Source organism: Enterobacter wuhouensis (genome assembly GCF_004331265.1).
Taxonomy (GTDB): domain Bacteria; phylum Pseudomonadota; class Gammaproteobacteria; order Enterobacterales; family Enterobacteriaceae; genus Enterobacter; species Enterobacter wuhouensis.
This window is the reverse complement of the sequence record NZ_SJOO01000004.1, coordinates 1-20,040: the sequence shown is the minus strand read 5'-3', so window position 1 is coordinate 20,040 and position 20,040 is coordinate 1. Positions and strand designations below refer to the sequence as shown.

The window sequence follows — 20,040 nt, the reverse complement described above, 5'->3', positions numbered from 1 at the left end:
TACGTGATTGATAAATCTGCCTTTATTCATCCTACTGCCATCGTGGAAACCGGTGCCATCATTGGTGCTAACGTCCACGTTGGCCCGTTCTGTATTGTTGGACCCCATGTCGAAATTGGTGAGGGTACAGTACTGAAATCTCACGTTGTGGTGAATGGTCACACGACCATTGGCTGCAATAACGAGATCTATCAGTTCGCCTCCATCGGCGAAGTTAACCAGGATCTGAAATATGCTGGTGAGTCGACCCGTCTGGAAATTGGCGATCGTAACCGTATTCGCGAAAGCGTCACCATTCATCGTGGAACAGTACAGGGTGGTGGGTTGACGAAGGTGGGCAGCGATAACCTGTTTATGGTTAATGCGCATATCGCGCATGACTGTACCGTAGGTGACCGCTGTATTCTTGCCAACAACGCAACGCTGGCAGGACACGTATCGGTTGATGATTTCGCAATTATTGGCGGCATGACCGCAGTCCATCAGTTCTGCATCATTGGTGCACACGTGATGGTCGGCGGGTGCTCCGGTGTGGCGCAGGACGTCCCACCTTACGTGATTGCGCAGGGCAACCATGCCACGCCGTTTGGCGTGAACATCGAAGGCCTCAAGCGTCGTGGCTTTAGCCGCGAAGCGATTACAGCGATCCGCAACGCGTACAAGCAGTTGTACCGTAGCGGCAAAACGCTGGAAGAGGCGAAGCCGGAAATTGCCGAGCTGGCGAATAAGCACCCGGAAGTGAACGCGTTCATGGAGTTCTTTGACCGTTCAACAAGGGGTCTGATTCGTTAATGGTCGACAGTCGTCCGCTTACGATAGCCCTGGTCGCCGGAGAAACCTCCGGCGATATTCTTGGTGCAGGCCTTATCCGTGCGCTCAAGGCACGCGTACCTAACGCCCGTTTCGTTGGCGTGGCGGGTCCGCTGATGCAGGCCGAGGGCTGTGAAGCCTGGTACGAAATGGAAGAGCTGGCCGTGATGGGCATCGTTGAAGTGCTGGGGCGCTTACGCCGCCTGCTGCATATTCGTGCCGATCTCACCCGCCGTTTTACCGATCTTAAACCCGACGTGTTTGTCGGGATCGATGCGCCTGATTTCAACATTACCCTTGAAGGGAATTTGAAAAAGCAGGGAATTAAAACCATCCACTATGTCAGTCCGTCCGTCTGGGCGTGGCGACAGAAACGCGTTTTCAAAATTGAACGATCAACCAATCTGGTGCTGGCGTTCTTGCCTTTTGAAAAAGCGTTTTACGACAGATTTAACGTTCCATGCCGCTTTATCGGCCATACCATGGCGGATGCTATGCCGCTGGACCCGGATAAAAACGCGGCCCGCGACGTGCTGGGAATTTCCCATGATGCGCACTGCCTGGCCCTGCTGCCGGGAAGCCGCGGTGCAGAAGTTGAAATGCTCAGCGCTGATTTCCTGAAAACAGCACAAATTCTTCGCCAGACCTATCCGGACCTTGAAGTGGTCGTCCCGCTGGTTAATCCCAAACGCCGCGAGCAGTTTGAGCGTATAAAAGCCGAAGTAGCGCCAGATTTGCATGTTCATCTTCTGGACGGGAAGGGTCGTGAGGCAATGGTCGCGAGCGATGCTGCACTGCTGGCCTCCGGCACGGCAGCCCTGGAGTGTATGCTGGCGAAATGCCCGATGGTGGTGGGCTATCGTATGAAGCCGTTCACCTTCTGGCTGGCAAAACGTTTGGTGAAAACGGACTATGTTTCACTGCCCAACCTGCTTGCCGGGCGCGAGCTGGTGAAGGAACTCTTGCAGGATGAGTGTCAGCCGCAGGCGTTAGCCGATGCGCTGCTGCCCCTGATTGCCAACGGCAAGACCAGCCACCAGATGCACGATACCTTCCGCGAACTGCACCAGCAGATCCGCTGTAATGCCGATGAGCAGGCGGCTGACGCGGTGCTGGAGTTAGCAAAATGATGGAATTTGTTTATCCACATACGCACCTCGTGGCGGGCGTGGATGAAGTAGGGCGCGGTCCGTTGGTCGGCGCAGTGGTCACTGCTGCGGTGATACTCGATCCTGCGCGCCCGATTATCGGGTTGAATGACTCAAAAAAATTGTCTGAAAAACGCCGGCTGGCGCTGTTTGACGAAATCACAGAAAATGCGTTGGCCTGGAGTCTGGGGCGCGCCGAGCCGCATGAGATCGACGAGCTGAACATTCTTCATGCCACCATGCTGGCGATGCAGCGCGCCGTTGCCGGGCTCAGGATTGTGCCTGAATATGTGCTGATTGACGGTAATCGTTGCCCACCGCTCCCGATGCCTTCACTGGCGGTTGTGAAAGGTGACAGCCGGGTTGCCGAAATCAGCGCGGCGTCTATCATTGCCAAAGTGACGCGCGACGCCGAAATGGCCGCGCTTGACCTCACTTATCCTGCGTATGGTTTCGCCCAACACAAGGGATATCCAACCGCTTTCCACCTGGAAAAGCTGGCTGAACATGGCGCAACTGAACATCACCGACGCAGTTTTGGCCCGGTGAAACGTGCGCTGGGACTGGTGTCCTGAATCAAGACGCAAGCAAATAAGTAACGCGGAATCTGAAGATGGCTGAACCACGTTTCGTACACCTGCGGGTGCATAGCGACTACTCCATGATTGATGGGCTGGCGAAGACCGGGCCGCTGGTTAAAAAGGCGGCCTCGCTTGGCATGCCTGCGCTGGCGATCACCGATTTTACCAACCTGTGTGGCCTGGTGAAGTTTTACGGAACGGCGCATGGCGCGGGTATAAAACCTATCGTCGGTGCGGATTTTCACGTGCAGAGCGACGTGCTCGGCGATGAAATGACCCAGATTTCCGTGCTGGCAATGAACAACACGGGTTACCAGAATCTCACTCTGCTGATCTCAAAGGCGTACCAGCGCGGCTATGGCGCACTTGGCCCGTGGATCGATCGCGACTGGCTGGCAGAGCTGAACGAAGGGCTGCTGCTGATTTCCGGCGGTCGTATGGGCGACGTAGGCAAAAGCCTGATGCGTGGCAACAGCGCGCTGGTGGATCAGTGCGTCTCGTTCTATGAAGAATATTTTCCGGATCGCTACTATCTGGAGCTGATCCGTACCGGACGCGCCGACGAAGAGAGCTATCTGCATGCGGCGGTCGCGCTGGCGGAAGAGCGCGGCCTGCCCGTTGTGGCGACCAACGACGTGCGTTTCCTCGAACCGGGCGACTTTGACGCGCATGAAATTCGCGTTGCGATCCACGACGGCTTTACCCTCGACGATCCCAAACGTCCGCGCAACTACTCCTCGCAGCAGTATATGCGCAGCGAAGATGAGATGTGTGAACTCTTCTCCGACATTCCGGAAGCGCTGGAAAACAGCGTTGAGATCGCCAAACGCTGCAACGTGACCGTGCGTCTGGGCGAATATTTCCTGCCGCAGTTCCCAACGGGCGACATGACCACGGAAGATTTCCTGGTCGTAAAATCGAAGGAGGGCCTGGAAGAGCGTCTTGAATTCCTCTTCCCGGACGAAGCGGTTCGCAAAGAGAAGCGCCCGCCTTACGACGAACGTCTGGATATTGAGCTGCAGGTTATCAACCAGATGGGCTTCCCGGGCTACTTCCTGATCGTGATGGAGTTTATCCAGTGGTCGAAAGATAACGGCGTGCCGGTAGGCCCGGGCCGTGGTTCCGGTGCGGGATCGCTTGTGGCCTATGCGCTTAAAATTACCGACCTCGACCCGCTGGAGTTTGACCTGCTGTTCGAACGTTTCCTCAACCCGGAACGTGTTTCCATGCCCGACTTCGACGTCGACTTCTGCATGGAGAAACGCGACCAGGTGATCGAGCACGTGGCGGACATGTACGGCCGTGACGCGGTATCGCAGATCATTACCTTCGGTACGATGGCGGCCAAAGCGGTTATCCGTGACGTGGGGCGCGTGCTGGGCCACCCGTACGGGTTTGTCGATCGCATCTCTAAGCTGGTGCCGCCCGATCCGGGCATGACGCTGGCAAAAGCGTTTGAAGCCGAACCACAGCTGCCGGAAATCTACGAAGCCGACGAAGAAGTTAAAGCGCTGATCGACATGGCGCGCAAGCTGGAAGGCGTCACGCGTAACGCCGGTAAGCATGCGGGGGGCGTGGTTATCGCGCCGACCAAAATTACCGACTTCGCACCGCTCTACTGCGATGAAGCGGGTGAGCACCCGGTTACTCAGTTTGATAAGAACGACGTGGAATACGCCGGGCTGGTGAAGTTTGACTTCCTCGGCCTGCGTACGCTGACGATCATCGACTGGGCGCTGAAGATGATCAACCCGCGCCGGGAGAAGCAGGGCCTTGAGCCTATAGACATTGCCGCCATCCCGCTGGATGACAAGAAAAGTTTCGACATGCTGCAGCGCTCGGAGACGACCGCCGTCTTCCAGCTTGAATCCCGCGGCATGAAAGATTTGATTAAGCGCCTGCAGCCTGACTGCTTCGAAGATATGATCGCGCTGGTGGCCCTGTTCCGTCCGGGCCCGCTGCAGTCGGGGATGGTAGATAACTTTATCGACCGTAAGCACGGGCGCGAAGAGATTTCTTACCCGGACGTGCAGTGGCAGCATGAATGCCTGAAGCCGGTACTGGAGCCTACCTACGGCATCATCCTGTACCAGGAACAGGTTATGCAGATTGCCCAGGTGCTCTCTGGCTACACCCTTGGCGGCGCGGACATGCTGCGTCGTGCGATGGGTAAGAAAAAGCCGGAAGAGATGGCCAAGCAGCGCGGCACCTTCGAAGAAGGCGCGAGAAAAAACGGTATTGATGGCGAACTGGCGATTAAAATCTTTGACCTGGTGGAAAAATTCGCCGGGTACGGATTCAACAAATCCCACTCCGCTGCCTACGCGTTGGTTTCATATCAAACGCTTTGGCTGAAGGCGCACTATCCTGCAGAATTTATGGCGGCGGTAATGACGGCCGATATGGACAACACCGAGAAGGTGGTGGGCCTGGTGGACGAGTGTTGGCGTATGGGGCTTAAAATCCTGCCGCCGGATATTAACTCGGGTCTGTATCATTTCCACGTTAATGAACACGGGGAAATTGTTTACGGTATCGGTGCGATCAAAGGCGTGGGTGAAGGCCCGATCGAGGCGATCATCGAGGCGCGTAACAACGGCGGTTACTTCCGCGAGCTGTTCGATCTTTGCGCCCGTACGGATACCAAAAAACTGAACCGCCGCGTGCTCGAAAAACTGATCATGTCCGGTGCGTTTGACAGGCTGGGGCCGCATCGCGCCGCGCTGATGAATTCCCTCGGCGACGCGCTGAAAGCGGCGGATCAGCACGCAAAAGCGGAAGCCATCGGCCAGGCGGATATGTTTGGCGTACTGGCAGAAGAGCCAGAGCAGATTGAGCAGTCATACTCAAACTGCCAACCCTGGCCAGAACAGGTTGTGCTGGATGGGGAACGTGAAACGTTAGGCTTGTACCTGACGGGGCACCCGATCAACCAGTATATTAAAGAAATTGAGCGCTATGTCGGCGGCAACAGGCTAAAAGACATGCATCCGACAGATCGTGGTAAAATCACCACGGCTGCGGGGCTCGTGATTGCTGCAAGGGTAATGGTCACCAAGCGCGGCAATCGTATCGGCATCTGTACGCTGGATGACCGTTCCGGGCGTCTGGAGGTGATGTTGTTCACCGACGCGCTGGATAAATACCAGCAATTGCTGGAAAAAGACCGCATACTTATCGTCAGCGGACAGGTCAGCTTTGATGACTTCAGCGGGGGGCTTAAAATGACCGCCCGCGAAGTGATGGACATTGACGAAGCCCGTGAAAAATATGCTCGCGGGCTTGCTATCTCGCTGACGGACAGGCAAATTGATGACCAGCTTTTAAACCGACTCCGTCAGTCTCTGGAACCCCACCGCTCGGGGACCATTCCAGTACATCTCTACTATCAGAGGGCGGATGCACGTGCGCGGTTGCGCTTTGGTGCAACGTGGCGTGTCTCTCCGAGCGATCGTTTACTCAACGATCTGCGTGGCCTCATTGGTTCGGAGCAGGTGGAACTGGAGTTTGACTAATACAGGAATACTATGAGTCTGAATTTCCTTGATTTCGAACAGCCGATTGCTGAGCTGGAAGCGAAAATCGATTCTCTGACAGCAGTTAGCCGTCAGGATGAAAAACTGGATATTAACATCGACGAAGAAGTGCATCGTCTGCGCGAAAAAAGCGTAGAACTGACGCGCAAAATCTTTGCCGATCTCGGCGCATGGCAGGTAGCCCAGCTGGCGCGTCACCCACAGCGCCCGTACACCCTGGATTATGTCCGCCTGGCGTTTGATGAATTTGACGAACTGGCAGGCGATCGCGCTTACGCTGACGATAAAGCTATCGTTGGCGGTATCGCACGCCTCGACGGACGTCCTGTGATGATCATTGGTCATCAGAAAGGCCGTGAAACCAAAGAGAAAATCCGTCGCAACTTTGGTATGCCGGCACCAGAAGGCTACCGTAAAGCCCTGCGTCTGATGGAGATGGCTGAGCGTTTCAACATGCCAATCATCACCTTCATTGACACTCCGGGTGCATACCCTGGCGTGGGCGCGGAAGAGCGCGGTCAGTCTGAAGCCATTGCACGCAACCTGCGTGAAATGTCTCGTCTGAGCGTGCCGGTCATCTGTACCGTTATCGGTGAAGGTGGCTCCGGCGGTGCGCTGGCGATTGGCGTGGGTGATAAAGTGAATATGCTGCAGTACAGCACCTATTCCGTTATCTCTCCGGAAGGCTGTGCGTCCATTCTGTGGAAAAGCGCAGACAAAGCGCCGCTGGCTGCTGAAGCCATGGGCATCATTGCGCCACGCCTGAAAGAGCTTAAGCTGATAGACTCCATCATCCCAGAGCCGCTGGGCGGTGCGCACCGTAAGCCAGAAGTGATGGCTGCGTCCCTGAAAGCGCAGCTGCTGGCGGACCTGGCAGACCTGGACGTGCTGAGCAAAGAAGACCTGCTCAACCGTCGCTATCAGCGTCTGATGACCTACGGTTACGCGTAAGCGTCACAATTATCTGAAAAGCCGCACATTGTTGCGGCTTTTTTTATACCTGCGGTTTACCCTGGCTATGCTTAGCTAATGTTTTTTAAGGAGGTACGCCATGAACATCATTGCCATCATGGGGCCACACGGCGTCTTTTATAAAGACGAGCCCATCAAGGAGCTGGAGCAAGCCCTGCAGTCCCGTGGATATCAGCTGATCTGGCCGCACAACAGCGCCGACCTGCTGAAGTTCATCGAGCATAACCCGCGTATTTGCGGCGTGATCTTTGACTGGGATGAATACGACCTGGAGCTGTGCAGCGAGATCAACAAGCTAAACGAATATCTCCCGCTGTACGCGTTTATCAATACCCACTCGACTATGGACGTCAGCGCTAATGATATGCGGATGGCGCTGTGGTTCTTTGAATATTCGCTTGGCGTGGCGGACGATATTGCGACCCGTATTCAGCAATACACCAGCGAATATCTCGATAACATTACGCCGCCGTTTACCCGCGCGCTGTTTACCTACGTGAAGGAAGGCAAATATACCTTCTGTACGCCGGGCCATATGGCGGGAGCGGCCTATCAAAAAAGCCCGGTGGGCTGTCTGTTCTATGATTTCTTCGGTGGCAACACGCTGAAAGCGGACGTGTCGATTTCGGTCACTGAACTCGGATCGCTGCTCGACCATACCGGTCCGCACCTGGAGGCGGAAGAATATATTGCCCGCACCTTCGGCGCCGAGCAGAGCTACATGGTGACCAACGGCACCTCGACATCAAATAAAATTGTCGGGATGTATGCCGCACCGGCGGGAAGCACGCTGCTCATCGACCGTAACTGCCATAAATCGCTGGCGCATCTGTTAATGATGAGCGACGTCGTCCCGCTCTGGCTCTCACCGACGCGTAATGCGCTGGGCATTCTTGGCGGCATTCCGCGCCGTGAGTTTACGCATGACGCCATCGAGCGTAAGGTCGCAGCGATACCCGGCGCGAGCTGGCCCGTTCACTCCGTGATCACCAACTCGACCTACGACGGCCTGCTCTACAACACGAACTGGATTAAGCAAACGCTGGATGTGCCATCGATCCATTTTGATTCCGCGTGGGTGCCGTACACCAATTTCCATCCAATTTATGAAGGGAAAAGCGGCATGAGCGGCGAGCGCGTGCCCGGTAAAGTGTTCTTCGAAACGCAGTCGACGCACAAGATGCTGGCCGCGTTTTCGCAGGCCTCGCTAATTCACGTTAAGGGTGAGTACGACGAAGATACCTTCAACGAAGCCTTTATGATGCACACCACCACCTCACCGAGCTATCCGCTGGTGGCCTCCATCGAGACGGCAGCGGCGATGCTGCGCGGTAACCCGGGCAAACGCCTGATTAACCGTTCGGTGGAACGCGCGCTGCATTTCCGTAAGGAGGTTCAACGGTTAAAAGATGAGGCGGACGGCTGGTTCTTCGATATCTGGCAGCCGGAAGAGATTGACGAGGCTGAGTGCTGGCCGGTCGCACCGGGTGAAAGCTGGCACGGCTTCCGTGATGCGGATGCAGATCACATGTTCCTCGATCCGGTAAAAGTGACGATCCTGACGCCGGGTATGGACGAGCAGGGCGTAATGGGCGATGAAGGGATCCCCGCCGCGCTGGTGGCGAAGTTCCTGGATGAGCGCGGCGTGGTGGTGGAAAAGACCGGCCCCTATAATTTATTGTTCCTGTTCAGCATCGGGATCGACAAAACCCGCGCAATGGGGCTGCTGCGCGGCCTGATGGAGTTTAAGCGCGCTTACGATCTGAACCTGCGGGTGAAGAACATGCTCCCGGATCTCTATGCAGAAGATCCTGACTTCTACCGCAATATGCGCATTCAGGATCTGGCGCAGGGTATCCACAAGCTGATCCGCCAGCACGATCTGCCGCGCCTGATGCTGCAGGCGTTTGACGTGCTGCCTGAAATGAAGCTGACGCCGCATAAGGCCTGGCAGCGCCAGGTGAAGGGCGAGGTGGAAACCATTGAGCTGGAAAACTTGGTCGGACGCGTGTCGGCCAATATGATCCTGCCCTATCCGCCAGGCGTACCGCTGCTGATGCCGGGCGAGATGATCGCCGAAGAGAGCAGGGCGGTGCTCGATTTTCTGCTGATGCTCTGTTCCGTGGGGCGTCACTATCCGGGCTTTGAGACGGATATCCACGGTGCGAAGCGCGATGAACAGGGCGTGTACTGGGTGCGAGTCCTAAAATAAGCGTGACCGCTTGCCAGGCTCGGGTTTTCGGTTGTAACGTTCAGGCATCATAAAAAGGAGAAGCTATGCTGGGTTTAAAAGCTGTTCATCATATTGCGATCATTGCCACCGATTACGCGCAGAGCAAGGCGTTCTACTGCGATATTCTTGGCTTTACGCTGCTAAGCGAGGCCTACCGCGAGGAGCGTGACTCCTGGAAAGGGGACCTGGCGCTCAACGGGCAATATGTGATTGAGCTATTCTCTTTTCCTTTCCCGCCTGCGCGCCCGTCTCGCCCCGAAGCCTGCGGCCTGCGCCATCTGGCTTTTAGCGTTGACGATCTGGATAGCGCGGTCAAACATCTGGAATCTCACGGCGTGGCGTGCGAAGCGATCCGCGTCGATCCGTTTACCGACAAGCGCTTTACCTTTTTCAACGATCCGGACGGCCTGCCGCTGGAGCTTTACCAGCAGTAATGCCCATCCTGTGTGATAATGCCCGCTCAGTTCGGGCATTTTTTATGTGTAAGTTCCTATGACCTCATCTGCTATCGCACAAGCCGTTTCACCGTACCGCCAGCTGCTGGTGGGATTTAGCGGTGGCCTGGATTCCACCGTTCTGCTCCATCGCCTTAAGCGTTGGCGCGATCGAGAACCTGACGTTCGGCTTCGGGCGATGCATGTTCATCACGGGTTAAGCCCTCATGCCGATGCCTGGGTGGCGCACTGCGAAGCGCTCTGTGCTTTGTGGGAAATCCCGCTGAACGTTGAACGGGTGATGCTGGTGGAGGAAGGGCTGGGCGTTGAGGCGCAGGCGCGCAAGGCCCGCTATGCCGCTTTTGCTCGTTCACTGCTGCCCGGCGAAGCGCTGGTGACGGCGCAGCATTTGGACGATCAGTGTGAAACCTTTTTGCTTGCGCTGAAGCGGGGAAGCGGCCCGGCTGGCTTATCCGCCATGCCCGAGCGCGCGGCGTTTGCCGGAACCGAATTAATCCGCCCGCTGCTGGGAGAAACGCGCGCTTCTCTGGAAGCCTGGGCGCGAGAATATCGGCTGAGCTGGATTGAGGATGAGAGTAACCAGGACGACAGCTACGACCGTAACTTCCTTCGTCTGCGCGTGATGCCCCTGCTGACCGAGCGCTGGGGACACTTTACCGAAGCGACGGCCCGGAGCGCTACGCTCTGTGCCGAACAGGAAAGCCTGCTGGATGAACTTCTCAGTGAAGAGCTTGCAGGGTTAACGTCTGCTGATGGTGCCCTTGCTATTGCGCCGCTGGAAACGATGAGCGCGGTGCGCCGTGCTGCACTGTTACGCCGCTGGCTGGCCTCACGTCATGCCGTTATGCCGTCGCGAGCGATGCTGAGCAGGATCTGGGATGAAGTGGCTCAGGCGCGAGACGATGCCACACCGAGCGTCCATCTGAACGGCTATGAGGTCAGGCGCTATCAGGGAAAACTGTGGTGGATAAAATCTCGTTCGTCGCTTTCTGACGTTGTGCTCAACTGGCCCTCGGTGGAGCACGCGCTAGTATTGCCACACGGCGCGGGCAGCGTGTCCCTGACGAATGCGGGTCACGTGCGCCTGCCAGAAGCGGATGAGCCGGTCACCGTGCGCTTTAAGGCCGGTGGTTTGCTGCATATTGTTGGGCGCAATGGCGGAAGGAAGCTCAAGAAAATCTGGCAGGAGCATAATGTCCCGCCCTGGCTGCGCGATACCACGCCGCTGCTGTTTTACGGTGAGACGCTGGTTGCGGCTGCCGGTGTGTTCATTACGCAAGAGGGATGGACAGATAAGGGAGTTTGTTTTGAGTGGAAGGCGTAACGGGCAGCAGGGCTGCCCGTTGATATCATCAGGATTCGCTCACCACGACGGTGCCGATTTCCGGGTGGCTGAAGCTGGCTATCTTGTCGAGGCGCAGTTCACGTGTAGCCCCCGCATCCTCCACAACCAGGTATTCCACGTTCTTACGCGAAACCAGGTCGCTGGCTTTCGCCTTTAGCACTTCGCCATCTTTTAGCTCCAGCGTCAGTATCAAATGATGCTGGCAGGCGAGTTCGAGGTTGTCATAGTCATCACAATTGATGGGTTGATAAGTTTCATTCATCGACATAATCGCTCACCAGTAAATTCGCCGCAGCATACGCTGCTTTTTCCCTGACCGATTCTGAAAGGCTCTCATCGGAGGCCACTTCATTAAGCACTTTCAATACACAGCCCAACGCGTCCGGAACGTACCCCAGATCGCCGCTGGCGATTTCCGCATACCGTTTGCGAATTAACTCACAATAATTATTCACATCCCCTCCCGCCAGCGCACTGACTTACTGTGAGATATCATTAAGCCTACGAAGATAAACTCGGTTTAGCAAGGTGACTATACCATACTCATTTAAGCAATATCAGAGCCTTGATTGAAGGGTATTCATCACCTGTAACAGCCTTTTGCCGCTGTTTTCGCTACAATGAGCGCCTGATTCGAATGGAGTTCTCTCATGGCGCTGAAAGCGACAATTTATAAAGCGGTGGTCAACGTGGCTGACCTGGACCGCAACCAGTTTCTGGATGCGTCATTGACGCTGGCGCGTCATCCGTCTGAAACGCAGGAACGCATGATGCTGCGCCTGCTGGCGTGGATTAAGTATGCCGACGAGCGCCTGCAGTTTACCCGTGGGCTGAGCGCAGAGGACGAGCCTGAAGCCTGGCTGCGTAACGATCATCTGGGTATCGATCTGTGGATCGAACTCGGTCTGCCGGACGAGCGCAGGGTTAAAAAGGCGTGTACCCAGGCCGCAGAAGTGGCGTTATTCGCGTATAATCAGCGCGCTGCGGAGATTTGGTGGCAGCAAAGCAAGAGCAAATGCGGGCAGTTTAAAAACCTCACCGTCTGGTATCTGGATGACGAGCAGCTGGACCAGCTGAGTGAGTTTGCGGGGCGAACGATGGTTCTGCAGGCGACGATTCAGGATGGCGCGATCTGGCTCTCGGATTCTCAGAATAATCTGGAAATCCATCTGACGGCGTGGCAGCCCGCGTCATGATTGTTGTGTCCCGAAGCGTGAGCATTCCTGACAATGAGCTGGAGATAACTGCGATCCGTGCTCAGGGAGCGGGTGGACAGCACGTGAACAAGGCGTCAACGGCCATCCATTTGCGCTTTGACATTCGGGCCTCCAGCCTGCCAGAGTATTATAAAGAAAGTCTGCTTGCGGCCAGCCATCATCTGATCACCAGTGATGGCGTCATTGTGATTAAAGCGCAAGAGTACCGCAGCCAGGAGCTCAACCGGGAAGCGGCGATTGCTCGTCTGGTGGCGATGATAAAAGAATTAACGGCAGTGCAAAAAAGCCGTCGGGCTACGCGGCCAACGCGCGCATCAAAAGAGCGTCGGCTGTCGTCAAAGGCGCAAAAATCCACAGTGAAAGCACTACGCGGTAAAGTTCGTCGCCCGACAGAGTGACGAAAGGGAACACACTTTTCATAAGGAATTCATTGTGAAAAAAGCATTATTTTCAGCGCTGGCAGTGAGCACGCTGTTCGCGCTTTTTGGCTGTAACAACCGTTCGGAAACGCAGGTTTTACAGCCGACACAAACGGAAGAGTTGAAACCGATGCAGCAGAGCTGGCGCGGCGTATTGCCTTGCGCAGACTGCGAAGGTATCGAAACATCGCTGTTCCTGCAAAAAGATGGCACCTGGGTAATGAACCAGCGCTATCAAGGGGCGAAAGAACCGTCGTCCTATGCCACATATGGAACCTGGGCACGCACGGCTGAAAAGCTGGTGTTGACGGACACGACGGGGGATAAAACCTATTTCCGCGCCAAAGGTGAAGGGATGGAGATGCTCGATCGTGAAGGTAATCCGATTGAGTCCCAGTTCAACTACACCCTGGCACCGGTTAAAGCAGCGCTGCCTTCAACGCCAATGGCAATGCGCGGCATGTATTTCTACATGGCGGATGCGGCCATCTTTACCGACTGTGCCACCGGCAAGAAAGTTAGCGTGGCGAACAATGCGCAGCTTGAGCGTGATTACGCCGTCGCGCGGGGCAATGACAGCAAGCCGGTATTGCTGACGGTTGACGGTCACTTTACGCTGGAGCCGAACCCGGACAGCGGTGAGATGGTGAAAACGCTGGTGGCTGACAAAGACGCGAAGTTTGCTGCGGGCAAAGACTGTAACAGCAAATAAGCCAGCGTTGAGCCATTAAAAAACCCCGCCGGAGCGGGGTTTTTTGTTTCTTAACCCTTGATGGCGTTCACGAGGTAATCAAGAATGTCGCCAGTCTTGATCATCTGCTTCTCGCCGCTGCGACGGTATTTGTACTCAATCTCGTCGCTATCCAGGTTACGGTCGCCGATGACAACGGTGTGCGGAATACCGATCAGTTCCATATCGGCAAACATCACGCCCGGGCGCTCTTTACGGTCATCCATCAGCACGTCGATGCCTTTTGCACGCAGTTCAGCGTAAAGTTTTTCCGCCAGCTCCTGCACGCGGTAAGACTTGTGCATGTTCATTGGCAGAATAGCCACCTGGAACGGTGCGATGTTATCCGGCCAAACGATGCCGCGCTCGTCGTAGTTCTGCTCGATAGCGGCAGCCACAACGCGCGTTACCCCGATACCGTAACAGCCCATGGTCAGAACCTGATTGCGACCGTCTTCACCCTGAACGGCAGCGTTCATCGCGCGTGAGTATTTATCGCCCAGCTGGAAGATGTGGCCCACTTCGATACCGCGTTTGATCATCAGCGTACCCTGGCCGTCCGGGCTTGGATCGCCTGCGACCACGTTACGGATATCTGCCACTTCTGGCGTCGCCACGTCGCGATCCCAGTTGATGCCGAAGTAGTGTTTACCGTCGATGTTCGCGCCGGCAGAGAAATCACTCATCGCGGCAACCGTGCGGTCAACCACCACAGGGATTGGCATATTAACCGGGCCCAGTGAACCCGGGCCTGCGTTTACAACGGCGCGGATTTCAGCTTCGGTGGCAAACGTCAGCGGGCTGGCAACCTGCGGCAGCTTTTCTGCCTTGACTTCGTTCAGTTCGTGATCGCCACGCACCAGCAGAGCAACCAGCGGGAATGCGCTGCCTTCTGTGGATTTCACCAGCAGGGTTTTCACCGTTTTCTCAATCGGCAGGTTGAACTGTTCAACCAGCTCGGCGATGGTTTTTGCGTTTGGCGTATCAACCAGCGTCATCTCTTCGGTTGCAGCCGCACGAGGTTCTTTTGGTGCCAGCGCTTCTGCAAATTCGATGTTCGCAGCGTAATCAGAGGTGTCAGAGAAGATCACATCGTCTTCGCCGCTCTGTGCCAGCACCTGGAATTCGTGGGATGCGCTACCGCCGATAGAGCCGGTATCAGCCTGCACAGCGCGGAAATCCAGACCCATGCGGGAGAAGATTTTGCTGTAAGCCGCGTACATTGCATCGTAAGTCTCTTGCAGCGATTCCTGAGAGGTATGGAAAGAGTAGGCGTCTTTCATCAGGAACTCGCGAGAACGCATCACGCCAAAGCGAGGACGCACTTCGTCACGGAACTTGGTCTGGATCTGAAAGAAGTTCAGCGGCAGCTGTTTGTATGAACTCAGCTCATTACGAATCAGATCGGTAATGACTTCTTCATGCGTTGGGCCGAGGACAAACGGACGATCGCCACGATCGGCAATGCGCAGCAATTCTGGACCATATTGCTCCCAGCGACCGCTCTCCTGCCACAGTTCAGAAGGCTGAACGACCGGCATTAACACCTCGATAGCACCGGCGTTATTCATCTCTTCACGCACGATGTTTTCGACTTTTTTCAGGACGCGCACGCCGGTCGGCAGCCAGGTGTATAACCCGGAGGCCAGCTTGCGGATCATCCCGGCGCGCAGCATCAGCTGGTGGCTGATCACCTCGGCGTCGGCAGGTGTCTCCTTCAGAGTGGAGAGCATATAATGGCTAGTACGCATGTTGTTACGTTTCCGTTTCGACGATTGGAACAGGCTGAAACGCCAGCCTGACACAAAAAAAGTGGTTTAGTTTACCAGTGTGGCAAAGATGCCAAAAGAGAGGAGGTTAAAATTACCTGGGTTCAAGAGCAAACACTTCAAAACCTGCCTCAGTCACGCGCCAGCGAACGTTAAAATCCAGCAGCCAGACGGCGTAGGTTTTCCCGGCTTCCTCTTCTTTACGGTAGGCGGGGCGGGGATCCTGAGCCAGCACCTCAACGATAAAGTCCCGAAGGCGAGGATAGCGTTTTTCCAGCGGGCCGAGCTGGGCCGCTATCTCTGGCGTGAAGTTAACGGGCATATCCGCCAGCGGTGCGTCCTGCGCATAGCTGGCGCGGGCATCGGGGAGCGCTTCGGCAAAAGGCAGATACGGCTTAATGTCGATAACCGGCGTGCCGTCAACCAGGTCAAGGCTACCTAGCTCCAGGATCACCCGATCCTTCTGACAGCGTATGCCTTTCAGTTCGACCAGCGACATTCCGACCGGGTTTGGGCGGAAGGTTGAGCGGGTCGCAAACACGCCCATTCTTGTGTTGCCGCCCAGGCGAGGAGGGCGCACGGTAGGACGCCAGCCTCCTTCCATGGTCTGGTGAAACACAAACATAACCCATAAATGGCTGAACGCCTCGAGCCCGCGTACCGCATCTGCCTGATTGTATGGCGCGATTAAGTGAAGCTCACCACCGCGGCTTGTCACGAGTCCAGGCTGGCGCGGTACGGCGAACTTCTCTTTATAAGGTGAGCGGATAACGCCTATCTGCTCGAACTGAAATGAACTCATTTCGCCGTGATGTTAAGCGCGGAACCGATGCAAACCGCCTGACGGTAGCAGCCCGGCGTACCGCTGGTGACTTCACAGCTGTGCAGCAGTACCGCGTTGGCTTTCATTTTTGAAGCGTTAATCTGCATACGCTTGCGTGCCGTTGGGATGTTGGGTGGAGAGTCCTGATTCGTTGCCTGACAGGATTCGCCGCTCACTTCACCCAGTTCACGGAATGGCTTGCCCACGAGATCGTCGGCTTTAGTAATAATACGTACCGGCGCAGGACGAGGCGCTTTCGGTTTTGCTGGCTCCGCTTTTGGCGGGGTTGCAGTGCTTTGAACAGGTTCAACAGGAGATCTGCTTAGCATGGAACAGCCGCTCAGCATCAGTGCTAAAAGACAGATCGGTAAAGCACGCATAATAGTTCCTCAGTGGATAATCAAAACGTCAGATATTGAATCAGTTGCCTGCACAAATGACAAGACGGGCATAAGCCCGTCTTGATGATATTACACTGCGGTGAGATTACCAGCCTTTAACAGCGCCGCCGTTAAACACTTTGTTGGCTTCCTGGTAAACTTCGTCAGACTGATAAGCCTGAACGAACTTCTTCACGTTCTCTGCGTCTTTATTGTCTTCGCGGGTCACGATCAGGTTAACGTACGGGGAGTCTTTGTCCTCAACGAAGATGCCGTCTTTAGCAGGGGTCAGGCCAATCTGGCTCGCATAGGTGGTGTTGATAACCGCCAGAGCAATCTGTGCATCGTCCAGAGAACGCGGCAGCTGTGGTGCTTCCAGCTCAACCAATTTCAGATTTTTCGGATTCTCGGTAACGTCCAGAACGGTTGGCAGCAGACCCACGCCGTCTTTCAGCTTAATCAGGCCCACTTTCTGCAGAAGCAGCAGGGAACGGCCGAGGTTGGTTGGGTCGTTAGGAATGGCGACCTGTGAGCCAGGCTGCAGTTCATCCAGAGATTTGATCTTCTTGGAGTAACCGGCGATTGGGTAAACAAAGGTGTTACCCACGCCAACCAGCTTGTAGCCGCGATCTTTGATCTGCTGGTCAAGGTAGGGTTTATGCTGGAAGGCGTTAGCGTCGATATCGCCTTTGCTCAGCGCTTCGTTCGGCAGAACGTAATCGTTAAAGGTGACCAGCTCAACGTCCAGACCGTATTTCTCTTTAGCAACTTTCTGTGCCACTTCAGCAACCTGCTGTTCCGCACCCACGATAACGCCCACTTTAATATGGTTTGGGTCTTTTTCGTCCTGACCGCAACCCACCAGTGCCAGAGAGCCGATCAGCGCGCCTACCGCTGCAAAGGTCTTTAATTTAAACGCCATGTTATATCCTTAACTCGTCGAGTTTGTGTTGTGTGTAACGTTATTTGTGAGTAACAGCCCGGACGATGCGATCGCCAGAGAATTGGATTAAGTAAACCAGAACAACCAGCAATACCAGAACGGTGTTCATTACGGTAGCGTTATAACCAATATAGCCGTACTGGTAGCCAATCTGGCCTAAACCGCCAGCGCCCACTGCGCCACCCATCGCGGAATAACCAACCAGCGTGATGAGCGTAATGGTTGCGGCATTCACCAGGCCCGGCAGCGCTTCAGGCAGCAGAACTTTGCGCACAATCTGCATCGGCGTGGCGCCCATTGCGCGTGAGGCTTCAATCAGACCGGTTGGGATCTCCAGCAGGGCGTTTTCCACCATGCGGGCGATAAACGGCGCAGCGCCTACGGTTAGCGGAACGATAGCCGCCTGCAGTCCAATGGATGTGCCGACAATCACGCGAGTAAACGGAATCATCCATACCAGCAGGATAATGAACGGGATCGAGCGGAAGATATTCACCAGCGCGGAGAGCGTGCGGTACAGTTTCGCGTTCTCAATGATTTGACCCGGACGCGTGACGTACAGCAGCACGCCCACCGGCAGTCCAATCACAAAACCAAAGAAACCTGATACGAAGGTCATTGCCAGCGTTTCCCAAACGCCGCGAACCAGCAGCCAAATCATCGGCTCAGACATAACCCAGTACCTCTACTTTTACGTGATGTTCTTGCAGCCAGGCAATTGCCGCCTGGGTTTCTTCCTGTGTGCCGTGCATTTCCGTCAGCATGATGCCGAACTTCACGCCGCCGGCGTAATCCATCTGCGCGCTAATGATATTGTTGTTCACGTTAAAGCGACGCGCGGTTTCGGATAGCAGCGGGGCATCGACGGACTGGCCGGTAAACTCCATGCGCAGCATCGGAACGCTGTCTGCTGCCGCTTCTGTTTTCAGGCGCTCCAGATAATCTTCCGGAATATCCAGATGCAGCGTGGATTGAATAAACTGCTGCGCCAGCGGGGTTTTCGGATGTGAGAACACTTCGCTTACCGTGTCCTGTTCGATCAGCTCACCGTTGCTAATGACCGCCACGCAGTCACAGATGCGTTTCACCACATCCATCTCGTGCGTAATAAGGAGGATCGTCAGGCCCAGGCGACGGTTAATGTCTTTCAACAGCTCGAGAATAGAACGCGTGGTTGCCGGATCCAGTGCGCTGGTCGCTTCATCACACAGCAGTACTTTAGGATTGCTTGCCAGCGCACGGGCAATCGCCACGCGCTGTTTCTGCCCACCGGACAGGTTCGCCGGGTAGCTATCATGTTTGTCGCCCAGACCTACCAGGTCGAGCAGTTCGGTGACGCGACGCTTCACTTCTTCTTTAGGCGTGTTGTCCAGCTCCAGCGGCAGCGCGACGTTGCCGAACACGGTGCGGGACGCCAGCAGGTTAAAGTGCTGGAAGATCATGCCAATCTGGCGGCGCGCTTTGGTCAGTTCTTTTTCTGAGAGGGCGGTGAGTTCCTGACCGCCTACCTCTACGCTGCCCTGGGTTGGGCGCTCAAGAAGGTTAACACAACGGATCAGCGTACTTTTACCTGCACCCGATGCGCCAATGACGCCATAAATTTGACCAGCAGGAACATGCAGGCTGACGTTGTTCAGCGCCTGAATGGTTCGGTTCCCCTGCTGGAACACTTTGGTGATATTGGAAAGTTTAATCATTAGATTATTTTTATCGTATGTAAGTTAGCCGTGGCATTTTGTTCTGCCAGATACGGGTGATGACCGTAAACAAAACGGATGTTAAGGCATCCAGACGTCTAAATCAATCCAACTCTGTGTGATGAGCACTTTATTGCGCTGCGATTCATGAGATACTAGCCGAACATGCCTTTTTCAGGAGCAAACCGGTGGCAAAATCAGTACCCGCAATTTTTCTCGATCGTGATGGCACTATTAATGTGGATCATGGCTACGTCCATGAGATTGATGAGTTCGAGTTTATCGAGGGCGCAATAGATGCCATGCGCCAGCTGAAAGAGATGGGTTATGCGCTGGTGGTCGTGACGAACCAGTCCGGCATTGCACGTGGGAAATTTACCGAAGCCCAGTTTGAGACGCTGACGGAATGGATGGACTGGTCGCTGGCCGATCGCGGTGTGGATCTTGATGGTATCTACTATTGCCCGCATCACCCACAGGGAACAGTAGAAGAGTATCGCCAGACGTGTGACTGCCGTAAGCCACATCCAGGGATGTTCATCTCTGCGCAGGAGTTCCTGCAGATTGATATGGCTGCTTCTTATATGGTGGGCGATAAACTGGAAGATATGCAGGCAGCAGCAGCAGCTGGCGTAGGAACCAAAATATTAGTTCGCACCGGTAAACCCGTAACGCCAGAAGCAGAAAATGCAGCGGATTGGGTGATTAATAGTCTGGCTGAACTGCCAAAAGAGATTAAAAAGCACCAAAAATAGCCTTTTTGGTGAAAAGATGAGCGGTTGAAATAAAAATGCATTTTTCCGCTTGTCATTCCTCGGCGGCCCCCTATAATGCGCCTCCATCGACACGGAACATGTGAATCACTTCACACAACAAACGGTTCGGTTGAAGAGAAAAAATCCTGAAATAACGGGTTGACTCTGAAAGAGGAAAGCGTAATATACGCCACCTCGCAACGGTGAGCGAAAGCCGTGTTGCACTG

At 55.1% G+C, this 20,040-nt stretch carries 20 protein-coding genes; 12 read left to right on the top strand and 8 right to left on the bottom strand.

The genetic code is table 11. From position 1 onward, the window contains the following. Positions 1-3: 3 nt before the first annotated feature. The 8 genes from lpxA to tilS all read left to right on the top strand — a co-directional run bounded on the left by lpxA (position 4) and on the right by tilS (position 11,059). A complete protein-coding gene (lpxA, locus tag E0L20_RS10215; RefSeq protein ID WP_131633871.1) occupies positions 4-792 on the top strand; it encodes an acyl-ACP--UDP-N-acetylglucosamine O-acyltransferase in 789 nt (262 codons plus the stop codon). Next, on the top strand, positions 792-1,940 hold the full coding sequence (gene lpxB / locus E0L20_RS10210; RefSeq protein ID WP_131633870.1) for a lipid-A-disaccharide synthase: 1,149 nt from the start codon (positions 792-794) through the stop codon (positions 1,938-1,940). Before lpxA ends, lpxB begins: the two co-directional genes overlap by 1 nt. Further along, positions 1,937-2,533: a ribonuclease HII gene (gene rnhB / locus E0L20_RS10205; protein WP_131633869.1), complete on the top strand. Its 597-nt coding sequence runs from the start codon at positions 1,937-1,939 to the stop codon at positions 2,531-2,533. The genes lpxB and rnhB overlap by 4 nt, the downstream gene beginning before the upstream one ends. A 38-nt stretch (positions 2,534-2,571) precedes the next feature. Next, positions 2,572-6,054: a DNA polymerase III subunit alpha gene (gene dnaE, locus E0L20_RS10200; protein ID WP_131633868.1), complete on the top strand. Its 3,483-nt coding sequence runs from the start codon at positions 2,572-2,574 to the stop codon at positions 6,052-6,054. 12 nt (positions 6,055-6,066) lie between these two features. Further along, positions 6,067-7,026: an acetyl-CoA carboxylase carboxyl transferase subunit alpha gene (accA, locus tag E0L20_RS10195; RefSeq protein ID WP_131633867.1), complete on the top strand. Its 960-nt coding sequence runs from the start codon at positions 6,067-6,069 to the stop codon at positions 7,024-7,026. Positions 7,027-7,126: 100 nt separating this feature from the next. After that, positions 7,127-9,259 carry a lysine decarboxylase LdcC gene (locus tag E0L20_RS10190; protein ID WP_131633866.1) on the top strand — a complete coding sequence of 711 codons (2,133 nt, stop codon included), beginning with the start codon at positions 7,127-7,129 and terminating at the stop codon, positions 9,257-9,259. A gap of 65 nt (positions 9,260-9,324) precedes the next feature. Beyond that, a complete protein-coding gene (locus E0L20_RS10185) occupies positions 9,325-9,714 on the top strand; it encodes a VOC family protein (RefSeq protein WP_131633865.1) in 390 nt (129 codons plus the stop codon). 58 nt (positions 9,715-9,772) lie between these two features. Beyond that, positions 9,773-11,059: a tRNA lysidine(34) synthetase TilS gene (gene tilS, locus E0L20_RS10180; protein WP_131633864.1), complete on the top strand. Its 1,287-nt coding sequence runs from the start codon at positions 9,773-9,775 to the stop codon at positions 11,057-11,059. Positions 11,060-11,087: 28 nt separating this feature from the next. Here tilS and rof read toward each other — a convergent pair whose 3' ends face one another. Next, positions 11,088-11,348: a Rho-binding antiterminator gene (gene rof / locus E0L20_RS10175; RefSeq protein WP_006173581.1), complete on the bottom strand. Its 261-nt coding sequence runs from the start codon at positions 11,346-11,348 to the stop codon at positions 11,088-11,090. After that, a complete protein-coding gene (locus E0L20_RS10170) occupies positions 11,335-11,535 on the bottom strand; it encodes a YaeP family protein (protein ID WP_008501889.1) in 201 nt (66 codons plus the stop codon). Before E0L20_RS10170 ends, rof begins: the two co-directional genes overlap by 14 nt. Positions 11,536-11,730: 195 nt before the next feature. Here E0L20_RS10170 and E0L20_RS10165 point away from each other — a divergent pair, with 195 nt between their 5' ends. From E0L20_RS10165 to nlpE, 3 genes are read left to right on the top strand one after another with little or no spacing between them, the layout of a single operon-like run. Beyond that, positions 11,731-12,276, top strand: coding sequence for a YaeQ family protein (locus tag E0L20_RS10165; protein WP_131633863.1), 546 nt, complete (start codon positions 11,731-11,733; stop codon positions 12,274-12,276). Then, on the top strand, positions 12,273-12,695 hold the full coding sequence (gene arfB, locus E0L20_RS10160) for an alternative ribosome rescue aminoacyl-tRNA hydrolase ArfB (protein ID WP_131633862.1): 423 nt from the start codon (positions 12,273-12,275) through the stop codon (positions 12,693-12,695). Before E0L20_RS10165 ends, arfB begins: the two co-directional genes overlap by 4 nt. Positions 12,696-12,729: 34 nt before the next feature. Then, positions 12,730-13,428, top strand: a complete 699-nt coding sequence (gene nlpE, locus E0L20_RS10155) for an envelope stress response activation lipoprotein NlpE (RefSeq protein WP_131633861.1) — start codon at positions 12,730-12,732, stop codon at positions 13,426-13,428. Between the two features lie 50 nt (positions 13,429-13,478). Here nlpE and proS read toward each other — a convergent pair whose 3' ends face one another. From proS to metN, 6 genes are all read right to left on the bottom strand, one after another. Next, positions 13,479-15,197 (bottom strand): proline--tRNA ligase, encoded by a 1,719-nt coding sequence (gene proS / locus E0L20_RS10150; protein ID WP_131633860.1) that lies wholly within the window; start codon positions 15,195-15,197, stop codon positions 13,479-13,481. Positions 15,198-15,309: 112 nt separating this feature from the next. Then, positions 15,310-16,017, bottom strand: a complete 708-nt coding sequence (tsaA, locus tag E0L20_RS10145; protein ID WP_131633859.1) for a tRNA (N6-threonylcarbamoyladenosine(37)-N6)-methyltransferase TrmO — start codon at positions 16,015-16,017, stop codon at positions 15,310-15,312. Next, positions 16,014-16,418 (bottom strand): Rcs stress response system protein RcsF, encoded by a 405-nt coding sequence (gene rcsF / locus E0L20_RS10140; RefSeq protein ID WP_010426664.1) that lies wholly within the window; start codon positions 16,416-16,418, stop codon positions 16,014-16,016. The genes tsaA and rcsF overlap by 4 nt, the downstream gene beginning before the upstream one ends. A gap of 106 nt (positions 16,419-16,524) precedes the next feature. After that, on the bottom strand, positions 16,525-17,340 hold the full coding sequence (gene metQ / locus E0L20_RS10135) for a methionine ABC transporter substrate-binding lipoprotein MetQ (protein ID WP_063145201.1): 816 nt from the start codon (positions 17,338-17,340) through the stop codon (positions 16,525-16,527). 40 nt (positions 17,341-17,380) lie between these two features. Next, on the bottom strand, positions 17,381-18,034 hold the full coding sequence (locus E0L20_RS10130; protein ID WP_008501881.1) for a methionine ABC transporter permease MetI: 654 nt from the start codon (positions 18,032-18,034) through the stop codon (positions 17,381-17,383). Beyond that, complete coding sequence (metN, locus tag E0L20_RS10125; protein ID WP_126545034.1) at positions 18,027-19,058, bottom strand: methionine ABC transporter ATP-binding protein MetN; 1,032 nt, start codon at positions 19,056-19,058, stop codon at positions 18,027-18,029. Before metN ends, E0L20_RS10130 begins: the two co-directional genes overlap by 8 nt. 188 nt (positions 19,059-19,246) lie before the next feature. On the opposite strand from metN, the gene gmhB reads away from it, so the two are divergent. Continuing rightward, positions 19,247-19,813, top strand: coding sequence for a D-glycero-beta-D-manno-heptose 1,7-bisphosphate 7-phosphatase (gmhB, locus tag E0L20_RS10120; protein ID WP_131633858.1), 567 nt, complete (start codon positions 19,247-19,249; stop codon positions 19,811-19,813). The last annotated feature ends 227 nt before the right edge of the window (positions 19,814-20,040 follow it).